19 protein-coding genes and 1 pseudogene are annotated in these 20,192 nt (G+C 58.1%); 8 read left to right on the top strand and 12 right to left on the bottom strand.

Annotated elements, in window-relative coordinates:
- Positions 1-78: 78 nt before the first annotated feature.
- The 3 genes from EIK79_RS14655 to EIK79_RS14645 all read right to left on the bottom strand — a co-directional run bounded on the left by EIK79_RS14655 (position 79) and on the right by EIK79_RS14645 (position 2,439).
- Positions 79-702 (bottom strand): protein-L-isoaspartate(D-aspartate) O-methyltransferase, encoded by a 624-nt coding sequence (locus EIK79_RS14655; RefSeq protein ID WP_124955986.1) that lies wholly within the window; start codon positions 700-702, stop codon positions 79-81.
- Between the two features lie 9 nt (positions 703-711).
- Positions 712-1,362, bottom strand: coding sequence for an HVO_0476 family zinc finger protein (locus EIK79_RS14650; RefSeq protein ID WP_124955984.1), 651 nt, complete (start codon positions 1,360-1,362; stop codon positions 712-714).
- Between the two features lie 78 nt (positions 1,363-1,440).
- Positions 1,441-2,439 (bottom strand): aminopeptidase, encoded by a 999-nt coding sequence (locus tag EIK79_RS14645; protein ID WP_124955982.1) that lies wholly within the window; start codon positions 2,437-2,439, stop codon positions 1,441-1,443.
- A 150-nt stretch (positions 2,440-2,589) separates the two neighbouring features.
- Between EIK79_RS14645 and EIK79_RS14640 the strand changes: the two genes are divergently transcribed.
- Together EIK79_RS14640 and EIK79_RS14635 are read left to right on the top strand one after the other, a co-directional pair.
- Positions 2,590-3,603, top strand: a complete 1,014-nt coding sequence (locus EIK79_RS14640; protein WP_124955980.1) for a type II glyceraldehyde-3-phosphate dehydrogenase — start codon at positions 2,590-2,592, stop codon at positions 3,601-3,603.
- Positions 3,604-3,760: 157 nt separating this feature from the next.
- A complete protein-coding gene (locus EIK79_RS14635) occupies positions 3,761-4,147 on the top strand; it encodes an Hsp20/alpha crystallin family protein (protein WP_124955978.1) in 387 nt (128 codons plus the stop codon).
- A 107-nt stretch (positions 4,148-4,254) separates the two neighbouring features.
- Here the strand turns inward: EIK79_RS14635 and EIK79_RS14630 are convergent, their stop codons facing one another.
- A complete protein-coding gene (locus tag EIK79_RS14630; protein ID WP_124955976.1) occupies positions 4,255-5,355 on the bottom strand; it encodes an aminopeptidase in 1,101 nt (366 codons plus the stop codon).
- Positions 5,356-5,442: 87 nt separating this feature from the next.
- Between EIK79_RS14630 and ubaA the strand changes: the two genes are divergently transcribed.
- Positions 5,443-6,255, top strand: coding sequence for an SAMP-activating enzyme E1 (ubaA, locus tag EIK79_RS14625; protein ID WP_124955974.1), 813 nt, complete (start codon positions 5,443-5,445; stop codon positions 6,253-6,255).
- A gap of 4 nt (positions 6,256-6,259) precedes the next feature.
- Here the strand turns inward: ubaA and EIK79_RS14620 are convergent, their stop codons facing one another.
- The 4 genes from EIK79_RS14620 to EIK79_RS14605 are packed head-to-tail and all read right to left on the bottom strand — an operon-like array spanning position 6,260 to position 12,187.
- Positions 6,260-8,347 (bottom strand): dipeptide ABC transporter ATP-binding protein, encoded by a 2,088-nt coding sequence (locus EIK79_RS14620; RefSeq protein WP_124955972.1) that lies wholly within the window; start codon positions 8,345-8,347, stop codon positions 6,260-6,262.
- The gene (locus EIK79_RS14615) at positions 8,344-9,252 is read right to left on the bottom strand and encodes an ABC transporter permease (RefSeq protein ID WP_124955970.1); all 909 of its coding nucleotides are present in this window, start codon (positions 9,250-9,252) and stop codon (positions 8,344-8,346) included. The genes EIK79_RS14620 and EIK79_RS14615 overlap by 4 nt, the downstream gene beginning before the upstream one ends.
- Complete coding sequence (locus EIK79_RS14610; protein WP_124955968.1) at positions 9,252-10,244, bottom strand: ABC transporter permease; 993 nt, start codon at positions 10,242-10,244, stop codon at positions 9,252-9,254. Before EIK79_RS14610 ends, EIK79_RS14615 begins: the two co-directional genes overlap by 1 nt.
- A complete protein-coding gene (locus EIK79_RS14605) occupies positions 10,241-12,187 on the bottom strand; it encodes an ABC transporter substrate-binding protein (RefSeq protein ID WP_124955966.1) in 1,947 nt (648 codons plus the stop codon). Before EIK79_RS14605 ends, EIK79_RS14610 begins: the two co-directional genes overlap by 4 nt.
- A 224-nt stretch (positions 12,188-12,411) precedes the next feature.
- Here EIK79_RS14605 and EIK79_RS14600 point away from each other — a divergent pair.
- A pseudogene (locus tag EIK79_RS14600) lies at positions 12,412-13,723 on the top strand (RNA-guided endonuclease InsQ/TnpB family protein).
- A gap of 66 nt (positions 13,724-13,789) precedes the next feature.
- On the opposite strand, the gene EIK79_RS14595 reads toward EIK79_RS14600, so the two are convergent.
- Both EIK79_RS14595 and EIK79_RS14590 read right to left on the bottom strand, forming a co-directional pair.
- Complete coding sequence (locus tag EIK79_RS14595) at positions 13,790-14,500, bottom strand: helix-turn-helix domain-containing protein (protein WP_394337787.1); 711 nt, start codon at positions 14,498-14,500, stop codon at positions 13,790-13,792.
- 78 nt (positions 14,501-14,578) lie between these two features.
- A complete protein-coding gene (locus EIK79_RS14590; RefSeq protein ID WP_124955964.1) occupies positions 14,579-15,484 on the bottom strand; it encodes a cobalamin-binding protein in 906 nt (301 codons plus the stop codon).
- Between the two features lie 288 nt (positions 15,485-15,772).
- On the opposite strand from EIK79_RS14590, the gene EIK79_RS14585 reads away from it, so the two are divergent.
- The 4 genes from EIK79_RS14585 (at position 15,773) to EIK79_RS14570 (ending at position 18,731) form a co-directional block, all read left to right on the top strand.
- Positions 15,773-17,215, top strand: a complete 1,443-nt coding sequence (locus EIK79_RS14585; protein ID WP_124955961.1) for a sugar porter family MFS transporter — start codon at positions 15,773-15,775, stop codon at positions 17,213-17,215.
- 99 nt (positions 17,216-17,314) lie between these two features.
- The gene (locus EIK79_RS14580) at positions 17,315-17,665 is read left to right on the top strand and encodes a YkvA family protein (RefSeq protein ID WP_124955959.1); all 351 of its coding nucleotides are present in this window, start codon (positions 17,315-17,317) and stop codon (positions 17,663-17,665) included.
- Between the two features lie 45 nt (positions 17,666-17,710).
- Positions 17,711-18,298: a DUF6663 family protein gene (locus tag EIK79_RS14575; RefSeq protein ID WP_124955957.1), complete on the top strand. Its 588-nt coding sequence runs from the start codon at positions 17,711-17,713 to the stop codon at positions 18,296-18,298.
- A 64-nt stretch (positions 18,299-18,362) separates the two neighbouring features.
- Positions 18,363-18,731 carry a cell division protein SepF gene (locus EIK79_RS14570; RefSeq protein WP_124955955.1) on the top strand — a complete coding sequence of 123 codons (369 nt, stop codon included), beginning with the start codon at positions 18,363-18,365 and terminating at the stop codon, positions 18,729-18,731.
- Positions 18,732-18,815: 84 nt separating this feature from the next.
- On the opposite strand, the gene EIK79_RS14565 is transcribed toward EIK79_RS14570, so the two are convergent.
- A complete protein-coding gene (locus EIK79_RS14565; RefSeq protein WP_124955953.1) occupies positions 18,816-19,205 on the bottom strand; it encodes a DUF5611 family protein in 390 nt (129 codons plus the stop codon).
- Positions 19,206-19,242: 37 nt separating this feature from the next.
- Positions 19,243-20,064, bottom strand: a complete 822-nt coding sequence (locus EIK79_RS14560; RefSeq protein WP_124955951.1) for a DUF7093 family protein — start codon at positions 20,062-20,064, stop codon at positions 19,243-19,245.
- Between the last annotated feature and the right edge of the window lie 128 nt (positions 20,065-20,192).

Here is a 20,192-nt window from a genome sequence, read left to right as displayed (position 1 = left end):
CAGGCAAAATTCCTCGCCTCTTGGGACGGGCGAGGATGTCACCACTGTGTTCGAGAATCAGGGCATTTGTCTCGTTCTTCACCCCCGCATCGGGACGAACTGGACGTAGCCGTCGGTCCTGCGAGTCAGCGATCCATCCGCTTCCTTCTCGGCAACGATGAGCTGTTGCCGTCTCGTTCCGACCGGTGCGACGATCCGCCCACCGGTGGCGAGTTGTTCGATGACCGGATCCGGGAGTTCCGGCGTGGCACACGTCAGATACGCGGCGTCGTAGGGCGCGTGCTCGGGCCAGCCGTCACGACCGTCGCCGGTTGTGACGGTGACATCGTAGCCGAGGCGATCAAGCCGTTGTTGAGCCGATTCAGCGAGCTCGGCTTGGTACTCGACGCTGTAGACGGGGGTGTCGACGATCTCAGCGACGACAGCGGCGTGATACCCACACCCCGTACCGATCTCAAGCACTCGATCTTCTGGTGAGAGCGCTAATCGATCGGTCATGATGGCGACCATGTGGGGTGCGCTGATCGTCTGACCGTGGCCGATCGGGAGTGGTCGGTCGTGGTAGGCCTGCTGTGTCTGGTTGTCGGGAACGAACTCGTGGCGGGGCACGGTCCCGATCGCTTCGAGTACGGACGCTCGGTGAACGCGATCACTTCGAGAGAGGACTTCTACGAGCCGCTCACGGTCGTTCTCGTGAGACATTGTTCTGTGTTACCACACCGACCACGCGGCGCTCGATTCGTCATCGGCGTACACGCGCTGGATGTCCTTCGCGGTCGCGGTGTCGCCGGCAAAATCGAGTTGTTCGTGGTCGTATCCCGCCGCATTCTCCCGGAGCTTGATCGATTTGATCGTGAACTCCTCGTCGCCCAGTTCTTCGGTCGCTCCGACGGTGAACTCCTCATCACCGGGCACGAGCGCGTCGATGCTCCGCGTCTCGTCGTAGCTGCCCTCGGTTGGATTCAGCGTGATGGACACAGAGACGTTGTCGACCGCCCGCGTCCAGATCGTCTGTACCGCCTCGACAGTCGCGCGTTCGACCCGCTTGTCCGGCAGCTCTATCGCCGTGATCCGGACGGTCATGAGCATCTCCTCGGTGTCGACGATGAACTCCTCACCGACCGCGATCTCTTCGGACGCCGGGGCGTCCACGTTGGTGTGAAACGACTCTCCTCCTTGGGAGACGATCACGTCTCGTTCGACAGTGTCGTCCTCTTCGATCCGCGTCTTGTGAACGTGATCGCATTCGGTGCATCTGACAGTCGCCTGACCGCCCGGTGAGAGCAGCTCGTGGGCCGTCGCCACGTCCGGGGAACAGGCCGGACACGGCGCCGGTACGTGCGTTGGCGTCGAATCGCTCATATCGTCGATAGTCGCTACAGGGATAAAGGACGTTCGTCACGGCCACAGAGGTGATCGTCGCTCACCAGAGCCGTCCGTTCACTCACTCGTGTCGTCCGTCGTTTGTGGGGTGGGCAGTTCCACGAGTTCGCCATCGGCGTGCACCGTCGGCTTGCGGATGATGCCGTCGAGATGCAACGGGGCGTCAGTGTCGCCACCGATCCCGGCGTCGTCACCGATAGCGATGTGAACGGTCCCGGCGGCCTTTTCGTCGAGCAACACCGAGCCGATCAGCTCAGTGACGGCGACGTTCGTGCCGATCCCCAACTCCGCGAGGTTGTACGCGTCCTGTCCAACCGCCTCGGCAGCCGTTTCGACCTGTTCGCGGATCTGGTCATCGCTGATTGAGGTGACGTAGCCGTCTTCGACTTCGAACGCGAGCGTCTGTTCGGACGCAAGCAGCCCGTACGGTCGCATCGTCCCGTCGACGACGAACGTTCCGTTTGCCGATTCGGGACTGATGAACGTCTCTCCGGCCGGTAGGTTCGACATTTCGCCCGGTTGGTGGACGATGCCAGTGTCCTGTCGCCACTCACGGCTCGCAACTGTGAATGTGATGTCGGTACCAGCGGGGGCTGTCACACGGAGTTCTGTCGCGTCGTTCACCTGTTCGAACACCGCGTTGCTGTGGCGCTCGATCGCCGCATAATCGGCGTCGAGTCCGGTCGTGAACACTTCGTCGGTGATTCCGGGCAGGGTAGCGACCCGCGCACCGGCGTCGGTTGCGTCCGTGCGTGCCCGCGTGTGACTCAGGCTCTTGGTCGTCGGGGCAAGCACCACGTCACCCTCACGCATGGCCGCCGCAACCGGTTCGGGTGGCTCCTCGCCGTGTTGGTCGCCCGGTGGATACCGGAGGATCGTCGCATTCTCCGTCTGCTCTCGGGCAGCCCGGTACAACGCTTCCCCAATCGGCTCACGTTTCGCGTCGGTCACGATCACACAGCTTTCGTCACGCTCTAGCCCCATGCACTGGTTAACCGCTGTTTCTGCCGCGACAGCCCGCTCGGATGACTCTGTCTCAGTGATTGGATCGGCCATACCGGTACCTGGTGGGAGCACGGATTAGGTGTTGCCTTCGAGAGCTCCGCTTGTCATCGACCATGAAGATCACTCAGATACGAGTAAATCGCCGCGAGAGACTCCGACGAGAGAGAAACGTTTACCGTCGTCGGTGGTGCACGAACACGTATGCTCACGGTCGGAATCAACGGGTATGGAACGATCGGGAAACGCGTCGCGGACGCAGTGACACAACAGCCGGACATGGAACTCGCCGGGGTGGCCAAAACCCGCCCCAACTTCGAAGCCCAAACCGCTGTTCGGAAGGATTACCCGCTGTACACCGCCGTCGAGGAGCGGGTCGAACTGTTCGAGGAGGCTGGCATCGGTCTCGCTGGCACGGTTTCTGAGTTGGTGGAGCAAAGCGATGTCGTGGTCGACGCCTGTCCCTCCGGGATCGGTGCGGACAACAAATCGATGTACGAGTCGCTCGACACGCCAGCGCTGTACCAAGGCGGCGAGGACGCCGATCTCGTCGACACGAGTTTCAACGCCCGCGGGAACTACAGCGCCGCTGCGGGTGCGTCCCACGTTCGCGTCGTCTCGTGTAACACGACCGGACTCTCCCGGTTGCTCACGCCGCTGCAAGAACAGTACGGCGTGGAGAAAGCCCGCGTGACGCTGGTTCGGCGCGGTGGAGATCCCGGCCAAACCTCCCGTGGACCGATCAACGACATTCTCCCGAACCCGATCACGGTTCCCTCCCACCACGGTCCGGACGTGAACACCGTGTTCCCAGATCTCGACATCGACACGCTCGGCATGAAGGTGCCTGCGACGCTCATGCACCTCCACAGCGTTAACGTCACGCTCGAATCGTCTCCAACGGCGGCCGACGTGCGCGACCTGCTGCGCGAGGAGTCCCGACTGTTTCTCGTCCCTGAGTCGATGGCGATCGACGGCGCGGGCAAACTCAAGGAGTTCGCTCACGACGCGGGACGACCCCGCGGAGACGTGTGGGAAAACTGCGTCTGGGAGGAATCGATCAGCATGGAAGACAACGATCTCTATCTCTTCGAAGCCATTCATCAAGAGAGCGACGTCGTCCCGGAGAACGTCGACGCCATCCGTGCTGTCACCGAAACCGCAGACGCAAACGAAAGCATTGCGACGACGAACGAAACGCTCGGCATCGGACTGTGACACGGTCGGTCGTTGTCTGACGCACGTTCATGAATTTTATTTGATTGTTTCTCGTATCACCGGCTGACTGCAGCTGATATCGATAGAATTTTATTGTGATAGGATCAAAGTGGCGCGTTCAGAAGGCTTTTGATCACACAGAGCCTGAGCTTTATTCATGGGATCGCGCGACCGGGACCCGTTCGATGACATCTTCAACGAACTTAGTCGCATGATGGACGAGATGATGGGCAACAACTTCGAGATGCGCGTCCAGGGCGGTGAGTCCGGCTTTGGAAACGATGTTCACATCACCACACAAACGGACGACGATCACGTGTACGTCGTCGCTGACCTTCCGGGGATCGAGAAGGACGCTATCGATGTGAAATGTGACGGCAAAACTCTCACGATCACCGCTGTGACCGACCACCGCGAGTACGAAGATCAGCTTCGACTGCCGGTGACCGTCGACGAACACTCTGCGAAAGCCACGTTCAACAACAGCATCCTCGAAATCACGTTCGAACGCAACGATTCATCAGCCGACATTGACCTGAACTGATCACCCCGCGTTGAACGACCGAACAAGACTCCCACGAACTGTCAGCGTGCTAATTCGATGCCGTCGGTGTCCGTTCGATCATTATTAGCGCGTTCGGATCCACGCGTTCACGCGGCATCGAACTCTTCTTCCCACCGGAACGTTCCGTTTCGTTGGATAATCTCGCCATCGATTTCGATCGTGGCGTCAGTGCTCATGTCCGCGATCATATCAACGTGGACGGCGCTTTGATTGCCCGTCTGATCGTCCGGAAGACACGCTTCGTACGCTCGACCGAGCGCCATGTGGACGGTGTCGCCCATCTTTTCGTCGAACAGAATGTTGTTCGTAAACCGATCGATACCCCGGTTCATGCCGATGCCGAGTTCACCGAGCCGTTTTGCGCCGTCGTCCGTCGTGAGGATCTCCGCTAACACGTCCTCATTATCTCCCGCATAGTCCACAACACGCCCGTCTTCGAACGTGAGCGTCGCGCGTTCGAGTCGCTCGCCATAGTAGGTGAGTGGCACGTCGAACACCACCGTTCCGTCCGTGTCGGTCGGGGCGGTGAACACTTCTCCGGACGGCAGATTGTGCGAATCATACCGGACGGTGGCGGCGCTGTTCACCGCGAGTCGATCCTCGATCGACATGGTGACGTCGGTCCCCGCGGCCGTCTGGATTGCCACCTCGCTTCCGGCATCGAGGCGTCGTTTCAGCCGATCCATCTCCGTTGCGAGACCCTCCCAATCGCGAATGATCGCGTCGTACACGAAGTCCTGGTAGGTTTCATACGCCATTCCGGCCTGTTGGGCGAGTGCTCGCGTCGGATGAATCGTTTTCACCCAGTCCGTGTCGAGTCGGGCTTCTCGAACGGCTTGGGTGGCCGTGTCGTAGGCCTGCTTAGTGTCGTGTGGGATGTCCGTCCACGCGTTCGTGTTGTGGCCGGCGTTCAGCGACAGCACAACGTCGGCATTTTCATACAGTGACAGCGCGTGTGCTGGGTCAGAGTCGAATTCCCCCTCGTGCGCCCGCAGATACGCGCGATCGATCTCTCCCGAGGTGTACTTCGTCAGCAGGTTTCCGTTCCGCTGGCCGACCTGCTCAGCGACCGCAACCGCCAGTTCGTGAGCACCGTTCTCGACGATCATCACGACGTTGTCGCCGGCTCCGATGTCGGCGCTCCAGTCAGTGAGTATTCGGGCGTGTTCGTGGATGCGTTCGTCCATGCTCAGTCGTGACGTGCGTCGGTCCTAAACGCTGTGGGACGGGACGCTCACCGAGGCGCTTATCGCTCAGCACATCAACACTGATCCATGGCGGCCCTCGAACTCGACGCCACACAGCTCGATCGCTACTCTCGGCACATCATCATGGACGATGTCGGCCCGGCTGGACAGCAACAACTGCTCGAAACGCGCGTGCTGTGCGTCGGGGCAGGTGGACTCGGCTCACCAGTTATCGAGTATCTCGCTGCGGCCGGGATCGGAACGCTCGGTATCGCTGACGACGATGTGGTCGAACGATCGAATCTCCAACGCCAAGTCATCCACGGCGAGAACGATATCGATCGCCCGAAAGTCGACAGCGCCGCGGCGTTCGTCGACCGCCACGCTCCCGATGTGACTGTCGAAACACACGAAACGCGTGTGACGAAGGACAACGTCCGGTCGCTCATCGACGGCTACGACATCGTTGTCGACGGCTCGGACAACTTCCAAACCCGGTATCTCCTCAATGACGCCTGCGTGCTCGCGGGAATCCCGCTCACCCACGGGGCGATCCTCCGATTCGAGGGACAGGCCACGACGATCCGCCCTTCTGGGCCGTGTTACCGGTGTCTCTTCCCCGAAGCCCCGCCGGCCGGTGCGGTTCCCGACTGTGCGACCGCCGGTGTGCTCGGTGTGCTCCCCGGAACGATCGGCTGTATCCAAGCGACTGAAGCCATCAAGCTTGCGCTTGATCACGGCGAGACGCTCGCGGGACGGCTCCTGACCTACGACGCGTCGTCGATGTCCTTCGAGACGGTTCCCTTCGAACGAAACCCCGACTGTCCCGTCTGTGGGGAGTACGGCATCGATTCCATCGAGGATGTGAAGTACACGGAGACGTGTTCGGTGCCGGAGTGAGCGATCAGTCGCTCACGCTTTCCGTGCCGGTTGATGAGTCCTCGGCACTGATCGGGTCGTGCTCGCTATCGGGGAAGTAACACGCTGCCAGATGGTTCTCGTCGCCAGCCGCGTCGGCGGCCGGCTCCGCACTGTGACACTCGGTAGTGGCTTTTGGACACCGAGGTGCGAACACACACCCATCGGGGAGATCCACAGGCGTCGGCGGCTTCCCTTCTAATAGCACCCGTTGACGCTCGACGGAGGGATCTTTCTCCGGTGCGGCTGATAGCAGCGAATTCGTGTAGGGATGCTTTGACTGTTGTATCACACTGTCGACCGCTCCCTGCTCGACGATCCGTCCCAAATACATGATGGCAAGGCGGTCGGACACCTCGGCTAAGCTTGCGAGATCGTGAGAAATATAGATGATGCCGATATCTTCCGTATCAGCCAGCCGCCGAAGCAGATTCAAGAGGTTGACCTTGAGCGAGACATCCAGCATCGAGGCCGGCTCATCGCAGATGAGAAAGTCTGGATCGAGGACGAGTGCTCTGGCGATGGCGACGCGCTGGCGCTGACCGCCCGATAGCTCGTGTGGATGCTGATCGAGAAACGACGTAGTTGTTGGGAGGCCAACTGTTTCGAGCGTCTCTGTGATCGCTGCCGTCCGTTCATCTGTTCGGTAGTCATGTATCGTGAGCGGCTCTCCGACGAGTTTACGGACGGGTTGGCGCGGATTCAACGAATCGAACGGATCCTGAAAGATGATCTGGAGCTTCCGGCGGAACTCCTTCATATTTCCGTCTCGATACTGTTCGTACGGTACCCCATCGAAAACGAGTTCCCCGTCGGTCGGCGTCGTGAGCAGCGCCATTGTTTCTCCGAGCGTCGACTTTCCACAGCCGCTCTCTCCGGCGATACCGAGGATCTCCGATCGACGGACCGACAGCGATACCCCATCGACTGCACGGACGTAGGTCGGGTCTTTTCCACGGAGTTTGCTCACCAGCGACTGACTCTGTTCGTACCACGTCCGCAGATTATCGGCTTCGAGGATGACATCCCCTGTCTCGGGTTCGTTTTCCGCTTCGACAGCAACACCCCACGTTTCAGGTTCCGTCGCGTCGCGCCGCATCTGTGCTGCTTGTTCGACGTGATGACAGGCGGACCGGTGATTTCGGTTGGGAAGTTCCATCAGATCGGGATGGGACTGTTCGCATTCTTCGGTGGAAAACGGGCACCGCTCCGTGAACGCACACGCCGACGGTGCTCGGCTGAGGTTCGGTGGCGACCCCGGTATGGAAACCGGACTGTCACCCCCTTCAATTTCCGGAAAGGAGTTTTTGAGTCCCATCGTGTAGGGATTCGTCGGGTTGATCAACACGTTATCGACGCTTCCTTGTTCCATCACTTTCCCGCCATAGAGTAGGGACAGTTCCGCACACGTCTCCGCGATGACGCCGATCTCGTGGGTGATCAACAGAAGAGAGCTGTCGATCTGCGCTTGGATGTCGAGCATCGTATCGAGGATTTTGTCCTGAATGATGGCATCTAACCCCGTCGTCGGTTCATCAGCGATGATGAGGTCTGGTTCGAGCGCTAGCGCCATTGCGATCGTCACGCGCTGGCGCATTCCACCGGAGAACTCGTGTGGATACTCCTCGGTCCGGTCGGGATCGAGACCGACCATGTCGAACAGTTCACGGACCCGTTCTCGGGCGTTCGTTTCTGAGACGTTGCGGTGTTTCTCGATCGCCTGTCGTATTTGATCGCCAGTCGTCATGACGGGATCGAGCGAATCCATTGCACTCTGGGGGATGTATGCGATTTTTTCCCAGAGCACATCACGACGCTCGGCTGCAGACAGTTCGAGGAGGTTCTCCCCCTTGAATCGGATTTCGCCCCGATCGATCGCGCCGTTCTCCGGCAACAATCCGAGAATCGCCTCCGCGACCGTCGATTTTCCTGAGCCACTCTCACCTGCAAGTCCGTAATTAATGCCCGTATCGATGCTGAACGAGACGCCGTTTACGGCGTAAACGTCTCCACCGTTCGTACTGTACCTGACGTGTAAATCGTCGACTTCGAGTAATGGCTGTTCCGATGTCATTGGTTTTGTATTTCTGGATTGATCATTTCTTCGTACGCTCGGCCGATGAAGAAGACCGAGGTGGTCACAGCAGCGATGGCGATTGCCGGTGGCAACACCCACCACCACGCGATTCGGATCGTCCCCGATTCGAACACCATCCGAAGCATTCGTCCCCAACTGGTCGTAGTCGGATCGCCGAATCCCAAGAACGCGAGACTCGCCTGAGCAGCGATCGCCCACGCGACGCCGTAGGCTGTGTACAGAAAGCCGATGGGCAATACGTTCGGTGCGATGTGGAGGAACATGGTCCGGAGGTGGCTGGCCCCACTCGCTCGGGCCGATTTCACGAACGTCCGCTCGCGCGTCGATAGCACTTCTGATCGGACGACGCGAGCGGGCATTTTCCAGAGAAACGAGATGATGATAGCTGTGATGAGCCAGACGTTCGGGGTGATGAACGTGAGCAACAACAGCGCCATCGGCATGAACGGCAGCGAGAACGTGAGATCAGTCAGCCGCATGAGTAGCTCATCCACCCACCCGCCGAAGTAGCCGCTCACGAGTCCGACGAGAAATCCGAGGGCTCCGGTTCCGACACCACCCAACAGGCCAACAATGAGCGTCGGCTGTGCGCCAGCCAGAAACTGACTGAGCACGTCTTTTCCGTACTCGGTCGTTCCGAGTGGGGTATCCATACTCGGGGCAGACAGCCGCACGATGTCACCTTGGGCAGTTCGAACGTAGTCCTCGATCGGATGGTACGGTGCGATCGTCGGACCGGTTACGCCGAGGAAGACGAACACACCGAGGGTGATTAGTCCGGCACAGGCCAGCCGATCCCCGGCGAGAAATCGGAGATGTGACCAGATGTGTTCAGTACGACTAGTGATCCGTTCTCTGAGCGAAATCGAGCCGGTGCTCATCAGGCGGCACCTCCGTTCGCAGTTACCGTCGGATCGAGATACGCACACAACACGTCTGACACGAGGTTCATGACGATGACTGCCAACGCCATGATGAACACTGCTGCCTGAACGAGCGGATAATCTTGCTGTTCAATGGCCAACACGAGCGCCCGACCGATGCCGTCCCAGCCGAACACGACTTCGAGAAGGATCAGCCCTTGGAAGATCATTCCAAGTCGGAGTGCGAAGTACGTCACCACCGGCAACAGAGAGTTGCGACCGGCCCGAACGAGTTGTTCGTTTTCGGTCAGTCCTTTCGCTCGGTGGAGTTTCAGAAATTCAGAACCCTTCTTTTCGACGACGCCGTTGCGGGCCAACAAGAGGAAATCACCGCTGTAATACAGCACTGTCACGGTAAACGGGAGCAGATAATGGTGAAGGAAATCGATCGAGAGATACGTGTCTAAAAGCCCGTTCGGCGTCGCTGTCACGCGTCGCATGCCGAACGCTGGCACCCATCCGAGCGTGTAGGAGAACGCGATTAGGAGGAAGATCGCGGTGATGAACACCGGTGTCGATCGCAGAAACGTTGTCACCGCAATGCTCGTCGTTTCAGCAGTCGATCCCCGATTCCACCCGGCGTACATCCCGACCGCCGTGCTCACGACGGCCGTCGTCACGAGCGCGGGAACGAGCAAGATGAGCGTGTTCGCCAGCTTCGGGCCGAGGATTGCCCATACTGGTCGGCTCTGGAGTATCGAATACCCGAACTGAAACGTCAGGAGATTCTTGAGATAGACCAGATACTGCTGCCAGAGCGGCTTATCGAGTCCATAGAGGGCGAACACCTCTTCGGCTTGTTCGGGGCTGAGGTTGCCCGTCGTGATGAGCGTCTCGAACGGACTCCCCGGCAGAAGCCGTAGCACGAAGAAAATGATCGTGACCGAAACGAGCGTCAACAGTGCCGATACGGTGAGCCGTTTCGCAATGAATCGTCTGAAATCGCTCATGATCGGTCCTCCGTGGTCTGTGCTTGTTTAGAGAAATCCGGCTGTCCGAGTTCCGTCCGTCGTTTGTGCGTGTTCCCGTTTTGAATCCGTTCGAGAAACGCTGCCCATCCATCTTTGTTTGGGAAATGAAGCGTACCGTTGTCTCCCCACAGGTAGCCGGCTCGTTCGAGGATCCGTCGAGCTTCCGTCGGGTCGTAGCGGTACTGACGCGTCTCGGGTGTGTGCCACGGTGATACCAGCTCCGAGATGTAGTTTTCGCCCGCCGAAGACGTGGCTTCCCCGCGGAGGACGTCTTCGACGAACGAACGGTTGTCTACGGCCATCGACAGCGCGATCCGGAACTCCTTGTCACGAATCAACGGACACGAATGCATGAGCTTGACAGCGACGGGCGCGAAGTTCTCTGTCGAGAGCTTGCTAATGGCGTCACTAGCTGCCACACGGTCAGCTTGTGCGTTCGAGAGCGTCGACCCGACAGCGTCGAGTTGGCTCTGTGTGAGTGCCCCGAGCATGGCATCGATGTTACCGACGTTGATCCAGATGACGCGCTCGATCCCCGGTCCTCGGGTCGCGTGCTTTCCGAGTGCGGTGGCACGCCAGTCGTCGTCGAACATCCAGTGCTCGTCGTTGCGTTCGAGTTCGAAGCGCGTCCCTTGATTCCACCGTACGAATTTGAACGGTCCCGTTCCGATCGGCTCGGTTGGGTTGTGCTGTGCAGGCGAGTCGATATCTTCCCACTGGTGTTTCGGGATGATCGCACTCCGAACCAGTCGTTGGGTGGTAAACGACGCGTCGGGCCACTTCAGGTTAAACCGCACCCGATGGGACGACAGCACGTCGACGCTCTCGATCGGTTTGTAGAATGTCGCTTGGCTCGTCGAATTCTTTTCGATGTAGTATTCTGTCGAGAATTTTACGTCCTCTGCCGTGAACGGCGTACCGTCGTGCCAAGTAACCCCGTCCCGGAGTTTCACCTCGATTGTTTTGTCACCGGTGATTTCGGCGTCGGTTCCGAGTGCCGGAATGATATCGAGATTCGGTGACGCATCGAACAAACTGTCGTAAATGAACTTCAGTCGCAGCTCTTCGTCTCCCCCCGCTGCCCACGGGAGGTTGAGCGAGTTCATCGATGTCGTTATCCCCTTCACATAGGCGGTGTCGTCCGTTTTCGGCTGAAGATTTACCTCCGTCCATTGGAACGCGTCACCGGTGTACCCGTTGCCCGGCGTCGGAACGTAGCCGTCCCACTTTTCGGTGTTTGCCGCGGTGATCACGTTCGGAAAGAGGGTGATGATGTCACCGACATCCGCGGCAAACAGCCGTTGAATGCGGCCGACCAACTTCTCGCGGCGCTCCGGTTCGCCAGTGAGTCGACGCTGCGTGTTCAACAGTTCGTTGATCGTCGGGTGCCAGTAGTTGGTGTAGTTCGAGGGGTTGTCCTTGTGGAGTCGCATCAAAAACGGGTTCGGATCGAGTCCGCGCTGGGGATCTGGTCCGTGTGAACTCATCGAAATCACGTTTTCGAGTCCTGCTGTGTCCCAACTTTGAGCGTACAGCTGGTTCAACGGTCGATCGATCAGCTTCGATGGAACCCCGAGACTGTCGAGCGCTCGCTCGAACAATAAACCGTGTTCGCGCATCCACGGGTCGTCCTCGCTCGAATACTCCACCGTCACCGGATCCAACGGTGCACCCACGCGTGCGGTGTAGTCGAGTGGCGGTGTGTCGGCGTCGATCGTCGACCAGTCGTGCCAGTACTTCGTTGGAACGCTCTCACGAACCCCACTTGGTGCGCGGGGCTGTATGTTGCTTGTAGCACGATTACAGCCAGCCACCGCGCTCACCCCTGCCAGAAGCGAAGCACGGAGATACTGGCGTCGAGAGAGGCGACGTATCGAGTCGTGCGGCGTCGATACGTCCCCCGATGTGTCCTTGATTGTCATGGGACATGCCCTCTATCGGGGATGACACAAAGCATCTTATCCCGAACGAGCGTGATGATCATCGTTCTTTATAAAGAGCAAGGAGAATCCTCGCGTCTTTATGCGCGGGATGAATCCGACACTCCGACCGACACCTCACCGACGACACGCCAGCTGGATAGTCTCCCTTCTCGATCGTTGGTTTCAATAGATACCCTTTCATAACTGGTTATGTATCGCAAACGATGCTGGAGACAACTCGCACCTACGTCGCACGAATCACGAACCACAGTCAGGTTCGTGACGATCTTGACCAGTGTGGGTTCTCCGTTTCGAAACTGTGGAACGTCGGCCGCTACTACATACAAGAACGGTGGGACGAAGACGGTGAGATACCCGACGAAGCCGAACTGAAATCGGCGTTGAAAGACCACGAACGCTACAGTGACATCCATTCTCAGTCAAGCTCTGTCAAAAACGCGATGCGTTTTTGAGATGCCAAAAATCTTCGATTTTTGAGCACAGCGAGTTCTTGAAGAACTTGCTGAAGCGTTCAACGCATGGTACAACTCCGACGACGGCAATAACCCACCGGGCTACCGGAAACGTGGCGACGACCACCCGCGCTCCACCGTTACGTGGAAGCAGAAGGATATCAAACACGACGACAAGCACTGTCAACTCCGTCTCTCGAAAGGCTTCAACCTGAAAGAGAGCCGGTCTGACTTCATCCTCGTAGAGTACGACACCCGTCCTGACGTAGAAGTCGAAAACATCCAGCAGGTACGTGGTGTCTGGAACGGCGACGAGTGGGAACTCCACCTCGTCTGCAAGAAAAAAATTCCCGTCGAGGACGCGCCGGGCGACAACACAGCGGGTATCGACCTCGGCATCAGCAACTACCTCGCTATTGACTACGAAGGTGGCACGAGCGAACTGTATCCAGGGAACGTGCTGAAAGAGGACAAACACTACTTCACCCGCGAGGAGTATCAGACCGAAGGTGAGAACGGGCCGTCGAAGCGTGCATTGAAGGCTCGACAGAAACGCTCCCGGCGCAAAGATCACTTCCTCCATACTCTCAGCAAGCACATTGTAGAGCGGTGCGTCGAAGAAGGTGTGAAGACGATAGCGGTTGGCGACCTCAGCGATATCCGCGCGGATGAGCACGGTGACTCGCGGAACTGGGGCCAGTCAGGGAACAAGAAACTCCACGGCTGGGAGTTCGACCGATTCACCCGACTCCTCGAATACAAGGCCGAGGAACACGGTATCCTCGTTGACCGTGTGGACGAACGGAACACGTCAAAGACGTGTTCGTGTTGCGGGCAGATTCGTGACACGAATCGCGTGGAGCGGGGTCTGTACGTCTGTGACTCGTGCGAGACGACGATGAACGCAGACGTAAACGGTGCAGTGAATATCCGGCGAAAGATAACTCAGAGTCCCCCGACGGGGGATATGAGTAACGGCTGGTTGGCACAGCCCAGAGTCTTCCTGTTCGACCGCGAAAGCGGGTCGTTCAACACGAGAGAGCAGGGAGTCTGCAAACCCTAATATCCCAACGCTCGGGAGTCCTCCGGCTAAAGCCGGAGGAGGATGTCAAAAGGAATCACTGTACCGTCACTCAGTGTATTCCGAGTGATACGCGTTAGCACCGAACAGCAGCTCGAACAGCCGATTCTCAGCTGTTCTGAGCCGCTCACTAAAATTCGACTGGCTGATGCCCAACTGATCAGCGACCTTCGTTCCATCTGCTTGTCGTGGCACTTCGAAATACCCCATATTGTACGCCGTTTCGAGGATCTCAATCTGCTCTGTGGTCAGTTTCGTTACCAGCGTTTCCGAGAGACGCCCGCTGTCGAGGGGTTCCCCAACGTTTTCTATCTCCGTTACTTGCTGTAGATCGAACTTCCCCAGCTTGTGATCAATATCGTCTGCCATAGATCGGAACTGTTCCCAATCGCGGACAGTCGCAACAACCCGAAACTGCTTGTCCCGGTACGTAATCCGGTTCGGAATTGCTTTCTGTCGGAGTATCAATCCTAAAATGAATGGGTACGACTCGTTAGCAACGATCGTAACGCGCTCTATGCCCGCTGATGTCGGTCCTGTCGGGACGACTCTGTGGTGAAAGAGACGAACGCCCGAGAGGCGGTCGACGACGGCTTCGATATCGAACTGTGAATCAGACCCGATCGTTAGCGACTCGATCCAGGTGCCGTCTTCCACATAGAACGCGTTATCGAGCTCAATACTACGAACGTCATCGATCGTTTCACCAACCCCCTCGATGATCCCTGTTGGCCGTGTCCGAAATGCGATCCGTAAAATAGTCTCCACCCTGTCGAGCCGTGTTATCGACGCACACCTATGAAATAGGCGATTCGAACGATTATCAGTGATCGTCGATCACTGGTCAGTGAGTCGTTCGAACGATCGTACAGCCTCCTTCGATGGCTCTTCGAACTGCTCCGGATGGATCACGCCAGCGAGCTGTTCGAGCGATTCAGCCATGCGGACCCCCGGACGGTTCATGTACTCGTGGCCGTCGATGGCGTACACCCGATTCGAAGCAACGGCAGTCAGTTCGTCCCATCCCTCGCGCTCGGTGAGATCCCGTCGGTTTTGTTCCGTCTGTTCGAGATCGAATCCACAAGGAGCAACGACGAGCACGTCGGGATCGACGGCGCGGATTTCATCCCATTCCCGTGGGACCGACGCTTCGTTATCGACGGGCGTTCGCCCCCCGGCGATCGACACCATCTCAGGCACCCAGTGCCCCGCTGTCATGACGGGATCGAGCCAGTCGAGTACCACGACACTGGGTTGCCTGTCGGTCTCTGGGACCGCTTCTCGAACCGAATCGATCCGGCTGTCGAACGCTTCGATCACCTCCCCAGCGCGGTCGGAGCGTCCCACTGCCCTGCCGATGCGCTCGATGTCCGATCGGATGTCCCCGAGGCTGTGTGGGTCCGTGGTGAGGATCTCACAGTCCAGGCCTAACTCACTGACGGCGTCCGCCACGAGCACCTGATCAACGGCACACACGTCACACAATCCCTGTGTGACGATGAGATCCGGCTCAGCAGCTGCGAGCACATCGAGATCGATCTCGTACACGCCTCCGTTGCGCTCGGCCTGTACCACCTGCCGGTCGATCTCGGCGCTCTTCGTCGCATCGATGCGGGCGTGGTTGACGACCGGTTTCGATCGCGCCGCAGGCGGGTGATCACACTCATGAGAGACGGCCACTGGTTCGATCCCGAGCGCGTAAACGATCTCCGTCGCAGAGGGAAGCAGCGTCACGACACGCATACTACCGCTTTGTTCCGAGACGGTAAACGTCCCCCGTGAACCAGCCTGCTCTTGCTGGTTCCAAACTGGCCGCGCCCAACCTCGGTGGTACAACGAGCTACCGGTACACGGGTGAGGATATCGTGGTGGTTCAGCGGTCTGTCCGTATCGATAATAATTTACTCGGTGAGGGATACCCATTTGAGTGATGAGATCGAGTCCACCGTTCACACGTCGTGATGTGGTGCGGGCCGATCAAAACCGATTGTACAGGAAATCAAGCACGAACACCCACTCCGTGGGTGAACGATGAGCGTAGCGAGCACGCTGTTCAACGCTGATAAGGACCACAGCAACTTCGTCTACGTCATCGCTGCCATCGCCGCACTCAACGGGTTGCTGTTTGGGTTCGACGTTGGCGTCATCTCTGGGGCGTTATTGTACATCAATCAGTCGTTCGCGCTGTCGCCGTTCCTCGAAGGCGTGGTCACCAGCAGCGTCCTCGTGGGAGCGATGATCGGTGCGGCAACCGGGGGGCAATTGGCTGACCGGTTCGGCCGGCGGCGGCTGACGATCGCGGGCGCAGCAGTGTTTTTCATCGGCTCGTTCGGGATGGCCTTAGCGCCGACTGTCGAGTGGCTGATCGCGTGGCGGATCATCGAGGGCGTTGCCGTCGGCATCGCGTCGGTTGTCGGACCGTTGATGATCTCCGAGACGGCTCCACCGGACATCCGGGGCTCGCTCGGATTCCTCCAGCAGTTGATGATCACGATCGGCATCCTGATGGCGTATCTCGTCAACTACGCTTTCGCTCCCGAGTTCCTCGGCGTGATCGGGTGGCGCTGGATGTTCGTCTTCGGTGCGCTCCCGGCGGCCATTCTCGGACTCGGAGTGTATTTCGTCCCCGAGAGTCCGCGCTGGCTCGTCGAACACGGAGAAGAGGACACCGCTCGATCCGTCCTCTCTCGTATCCGTGCCAAAGACGAGGTCGACGATGAGATCGAGCGGATCCGTGAGGTCAGTGAGATCGAAGAGCAAGGCGGTCTCTCAGATCTACTAAAGCCATGGGTTCGCCCCGCGCTCGTTGTCGGCGTCGGTCTGGCAATCATCCAGCAGTTCAGCGGCATCAATACGATCATCTACTACGCGCCAACGATCCTCAACAACATCGGTTTTGGTGACATCGCCTCGATCGCCGGAACCATCGGTGTCGGCATCGTCAACGTTGGAATGACGATCATCGCCATCATGTTGGTTGACCGCGTCGGCCGGCGTCCGCTGTTACTCGTTGGCACCGGCGGGATGACTGTCATGCTTGCCATTCTCGGCCTTGGCTTCTTCCTGCCGGGACTGTCGGGCGTTGTCGGCTACGTGACACTCGGGAGCATGCTCCTCTATGTCGCCTTCTACGCGATCAGCCTCGGGCCAGTGTTCTGGCTGCTGATCTCAGAGATCTACCCGCTCCAGATCCGTGGCACTGCCGAGGGCGTCGCCAGCGTCTTCAACTGGGGAGCGAACTTCCTTGTCGGGTTAACCTTCCTCTCGTTGATGGAGCAGATCGGTGAGAGTTGGTCGTTCTGGATTCTTGGTGTGTTCTGTATCCTCGCGTTCGTGTTCATCTACTTCAAGGTCCCCGAGACGATGGGGCGTTCCCTTGAAGAGATCGAAGCGGACCTCCACGAAGGGTCTCCCGTCAGTGGTGAGACGGAAATGGACGTTCCGGACCGGGACCGAGAGCAACCCTTTGAGTGAAGATCGCGGGCACTGATCCTGATCGCTGGGTCGTCTCAGTGGCATACGATCGCCTGATCGAACAGATCGTATAAACGCTCCGACACCCTACCACACCCAATGAGACGGTCAACAGTGACGGCACTCACAGAGGCGTACACGCTGGTGCGTGTGGCTCTCGACCGACGAACGCCGAATCAAAAGCGTGTCCTCGTCGTTGTCGTGCTCACGGCAGCGTACGTGCTGTCGCCGGTCGATCTGTTCTCAGATCTCGTGCCCATCGTGGGGTGGACTGACGACGTGGTGATCGGACTTCTTGGCCGCCACGCAGTCTACCAACTCGTTCCACGGGAAATCGTCGAAGAACACCGCCAAGCGGCTAGCTCACACCTCCTCGTCGCTGGTGGATTCACGCTTCTCATCGTGGTGGTGCTCGTGGGTATCGTGCTTGTCTCGCTCGGCGTCGTGTGACGTTCAGTCGACAGACACACGAACAGCCACGGCGTACACGCGGTGATGTCCGATGGGACTTACCGCGTGCTTTGCAGCCCTCGCTCCGCCGAGGAGTTTCTGCTACTTGATACGACGACCGCTGACCCGGTGTACGTCAGCAAACAGGGCTACTCCGAAGAACAAGCCAGCACGATCGACGCGATCGAACCCGGAAACACGGTCGACGCAACGATCGACTGGTCGAATGACCAACCCCGATTCGGTTCGGTGACGATCGAAACCGAAACGACGATCTCGTTCGCCAGCGACGCGACCAACATCTTCGAGGCCGCGCGAGCGTGTTGGCGCGAAACCGTTACTGCTGGCGATCCGATGAACTCACGGCTCACACGAGGAACCGATGGAGATGTCAATGGCGTGCTTTACACCTTCGCGGAACAAACTGGTGAGCGAGAACTGTTTAGTGAATTCCGCGATGGGATCAAACCGCTTGATCCGCTCCTTGAACCAATTACCGCGAGCGAACCACCGTACGCCATCTTCTGCTTGGATCCTCGCGAACTGCCCTGTGTCGTCGTTCAGATCGTTCTCGAACCAGACGGTCTCCTCGCAGAGACCATGCGGGATACATACACGTTTGATTCGTGCTGACGCACGCCTCCGTCAACTGGCATCCAGCGTAAGAACTATACGCTCACCGAGCACTCCACGTTTTATGGGGTTCATGGATAAACTGTTGAGCGAAGGAGGGGGCCATAGTCATCAGCCCACGACGGACGATTACGTCGAAATCGATTTCGACGATTTCGAAACAGAGGTGATGAACGCCGATACGCGCATCCACGTCGCTAAACTGAGTAGCAAACAAGACGTGATCGTCATCAAAGACGCCATCTACGACGGTGATATCGTTATCGCTGACCTCACGCGTCACTCCACGAAAGATCGGGCGATGGAGCACATCACTGATGAACTCAAACAGGTCGCAAACGAGGTTGGCGGTGATATCGTCCAAAAGGACGACGATCAACTCATCATCGCGCCGAGTGGCGTCGGTATCAGTCGGAAAAAGCTGGGCCACTGACGTTCAGCGAAGATGCCCGTTCTCTCTTTTGTACAATTCGATCCGATCGCGTGAACCAGATGCCTCTTCGGTTTCGGGGATGTGTCAGGAAAGATCCGGTTCGTCGCTGTCTTCGACCGCTCGTTTCATCGACTCACGGCGGCTCTTAGCGTCCCGACCAGTGGCTTCGAGCAGAAACTCGTTTTTCGTGGCGACAGCGTCTTGGGCCGCGTCGATGTTCCCTTCCTCGATGAGCTCTTCGGTCGGACGCTCTTCGAACTCGACTACGAGCTTGTCTTTCTTGCTGCTGAATTCGAGCCGTCCGGCAATGATGCGGTCGAACACCGGGTTGTCCGGCTCCCCAATGACGTACAGCTCGCTGTTTTTATACATTTCAGTCCCAGTGATGGGGCCGAAATATTCCTCTACTGTAGCTTTCATATCCGGGATACGATCTTCAAGATGCTCTCCCCGGCGCATCTTATACTCGCGCATGGATTGACGTTAACGAGAATGGGTTTAGGCGTTCCGTTCACTCCCTGGAACGGTGACAACTCGACGCACGGTCTGTGAGATACGCGTCGTGGCACTGTGGACAGATATCTCCGGATCGAAACGGTGAATTCGCCGCGAGGACCGAAAACTCACATGTCGAACAAAATATCACTTCTTCATTAAACTCTGAGGAATTCTGTTCCGTGTCTGTCGTGGACTCGTCTGTGGTCGCCTCTGTCGACATTCGGCTGGCAGTATCACGTTCTGTCGCTCCAGTGGACGCCGACGCGAGGATTTCCCCGTCGTCCGCCGCAGCGGTGATGACATCCGGTAGTTCTCGTTCTTCCCGCTGGTGGGGATGGGTCTTCGTTGCGGGATGCCACGACTCTCCGAGATGGTCGTCTGATTCAGTCGACCAGTTCGATGGCGATCGAGATATCGTATCATCCTCGGAGAGAATTACGCCGTCGTCGCGGTGTTCTTCTGTGGGTGCTTCAGTCGGTTCGGTCGAGTCGCTGTCGACGATATCAACGCCGGCAAATCCAGACGATTCTGCGTCTGTGTCATCGATCCCTGCGGGATCGTCTGTTTGTTCCTGGTCCGACTCGGTGGCTTCCAGATCAGAGTCGTCGATCGTTTCGGACGCGTCGTCGAGTGTCTCGGTGTTCTCGTGTTCTCTCTCATCAATTGTCTGTTTCGTTATCTCTTTGCGTTCTGCGAGCACTCGGCGCTCTCCACAGATAGAGCAGACCATCACTCGCCGCTTGACATCGATAACGTCGTCACCCCGCTCTTCACGCTCGTTAACGAGTCTGGGCTCCTCGAACTGATGACCAAGAAACGAACATTTGAGCCCCATTGGTGGTTTTTGTCACGCTTTATCCATAAAGGCTCCCCCTCGATACGGAGTTGGATACATAGAGGCGCTGATCCTTCTCTTTCTATCGGAAGTCGATCGAGAATATGACTAGTAAGGAAGGGGGGATA

Origin of the sequence: Halocatena pleomorpha (assembly GCF_003862495.1) — an archaeon.
Classification (GTDB): domain Archaea; phylum Halobacteriota; class Halobacteria; order Halobacteriales; family Haloarculaceae; genus Halocatena; species Halocatena pleomorpha.
This window is presented reverse-complemented; position numbering and strand designations above follow the sequence as displayed.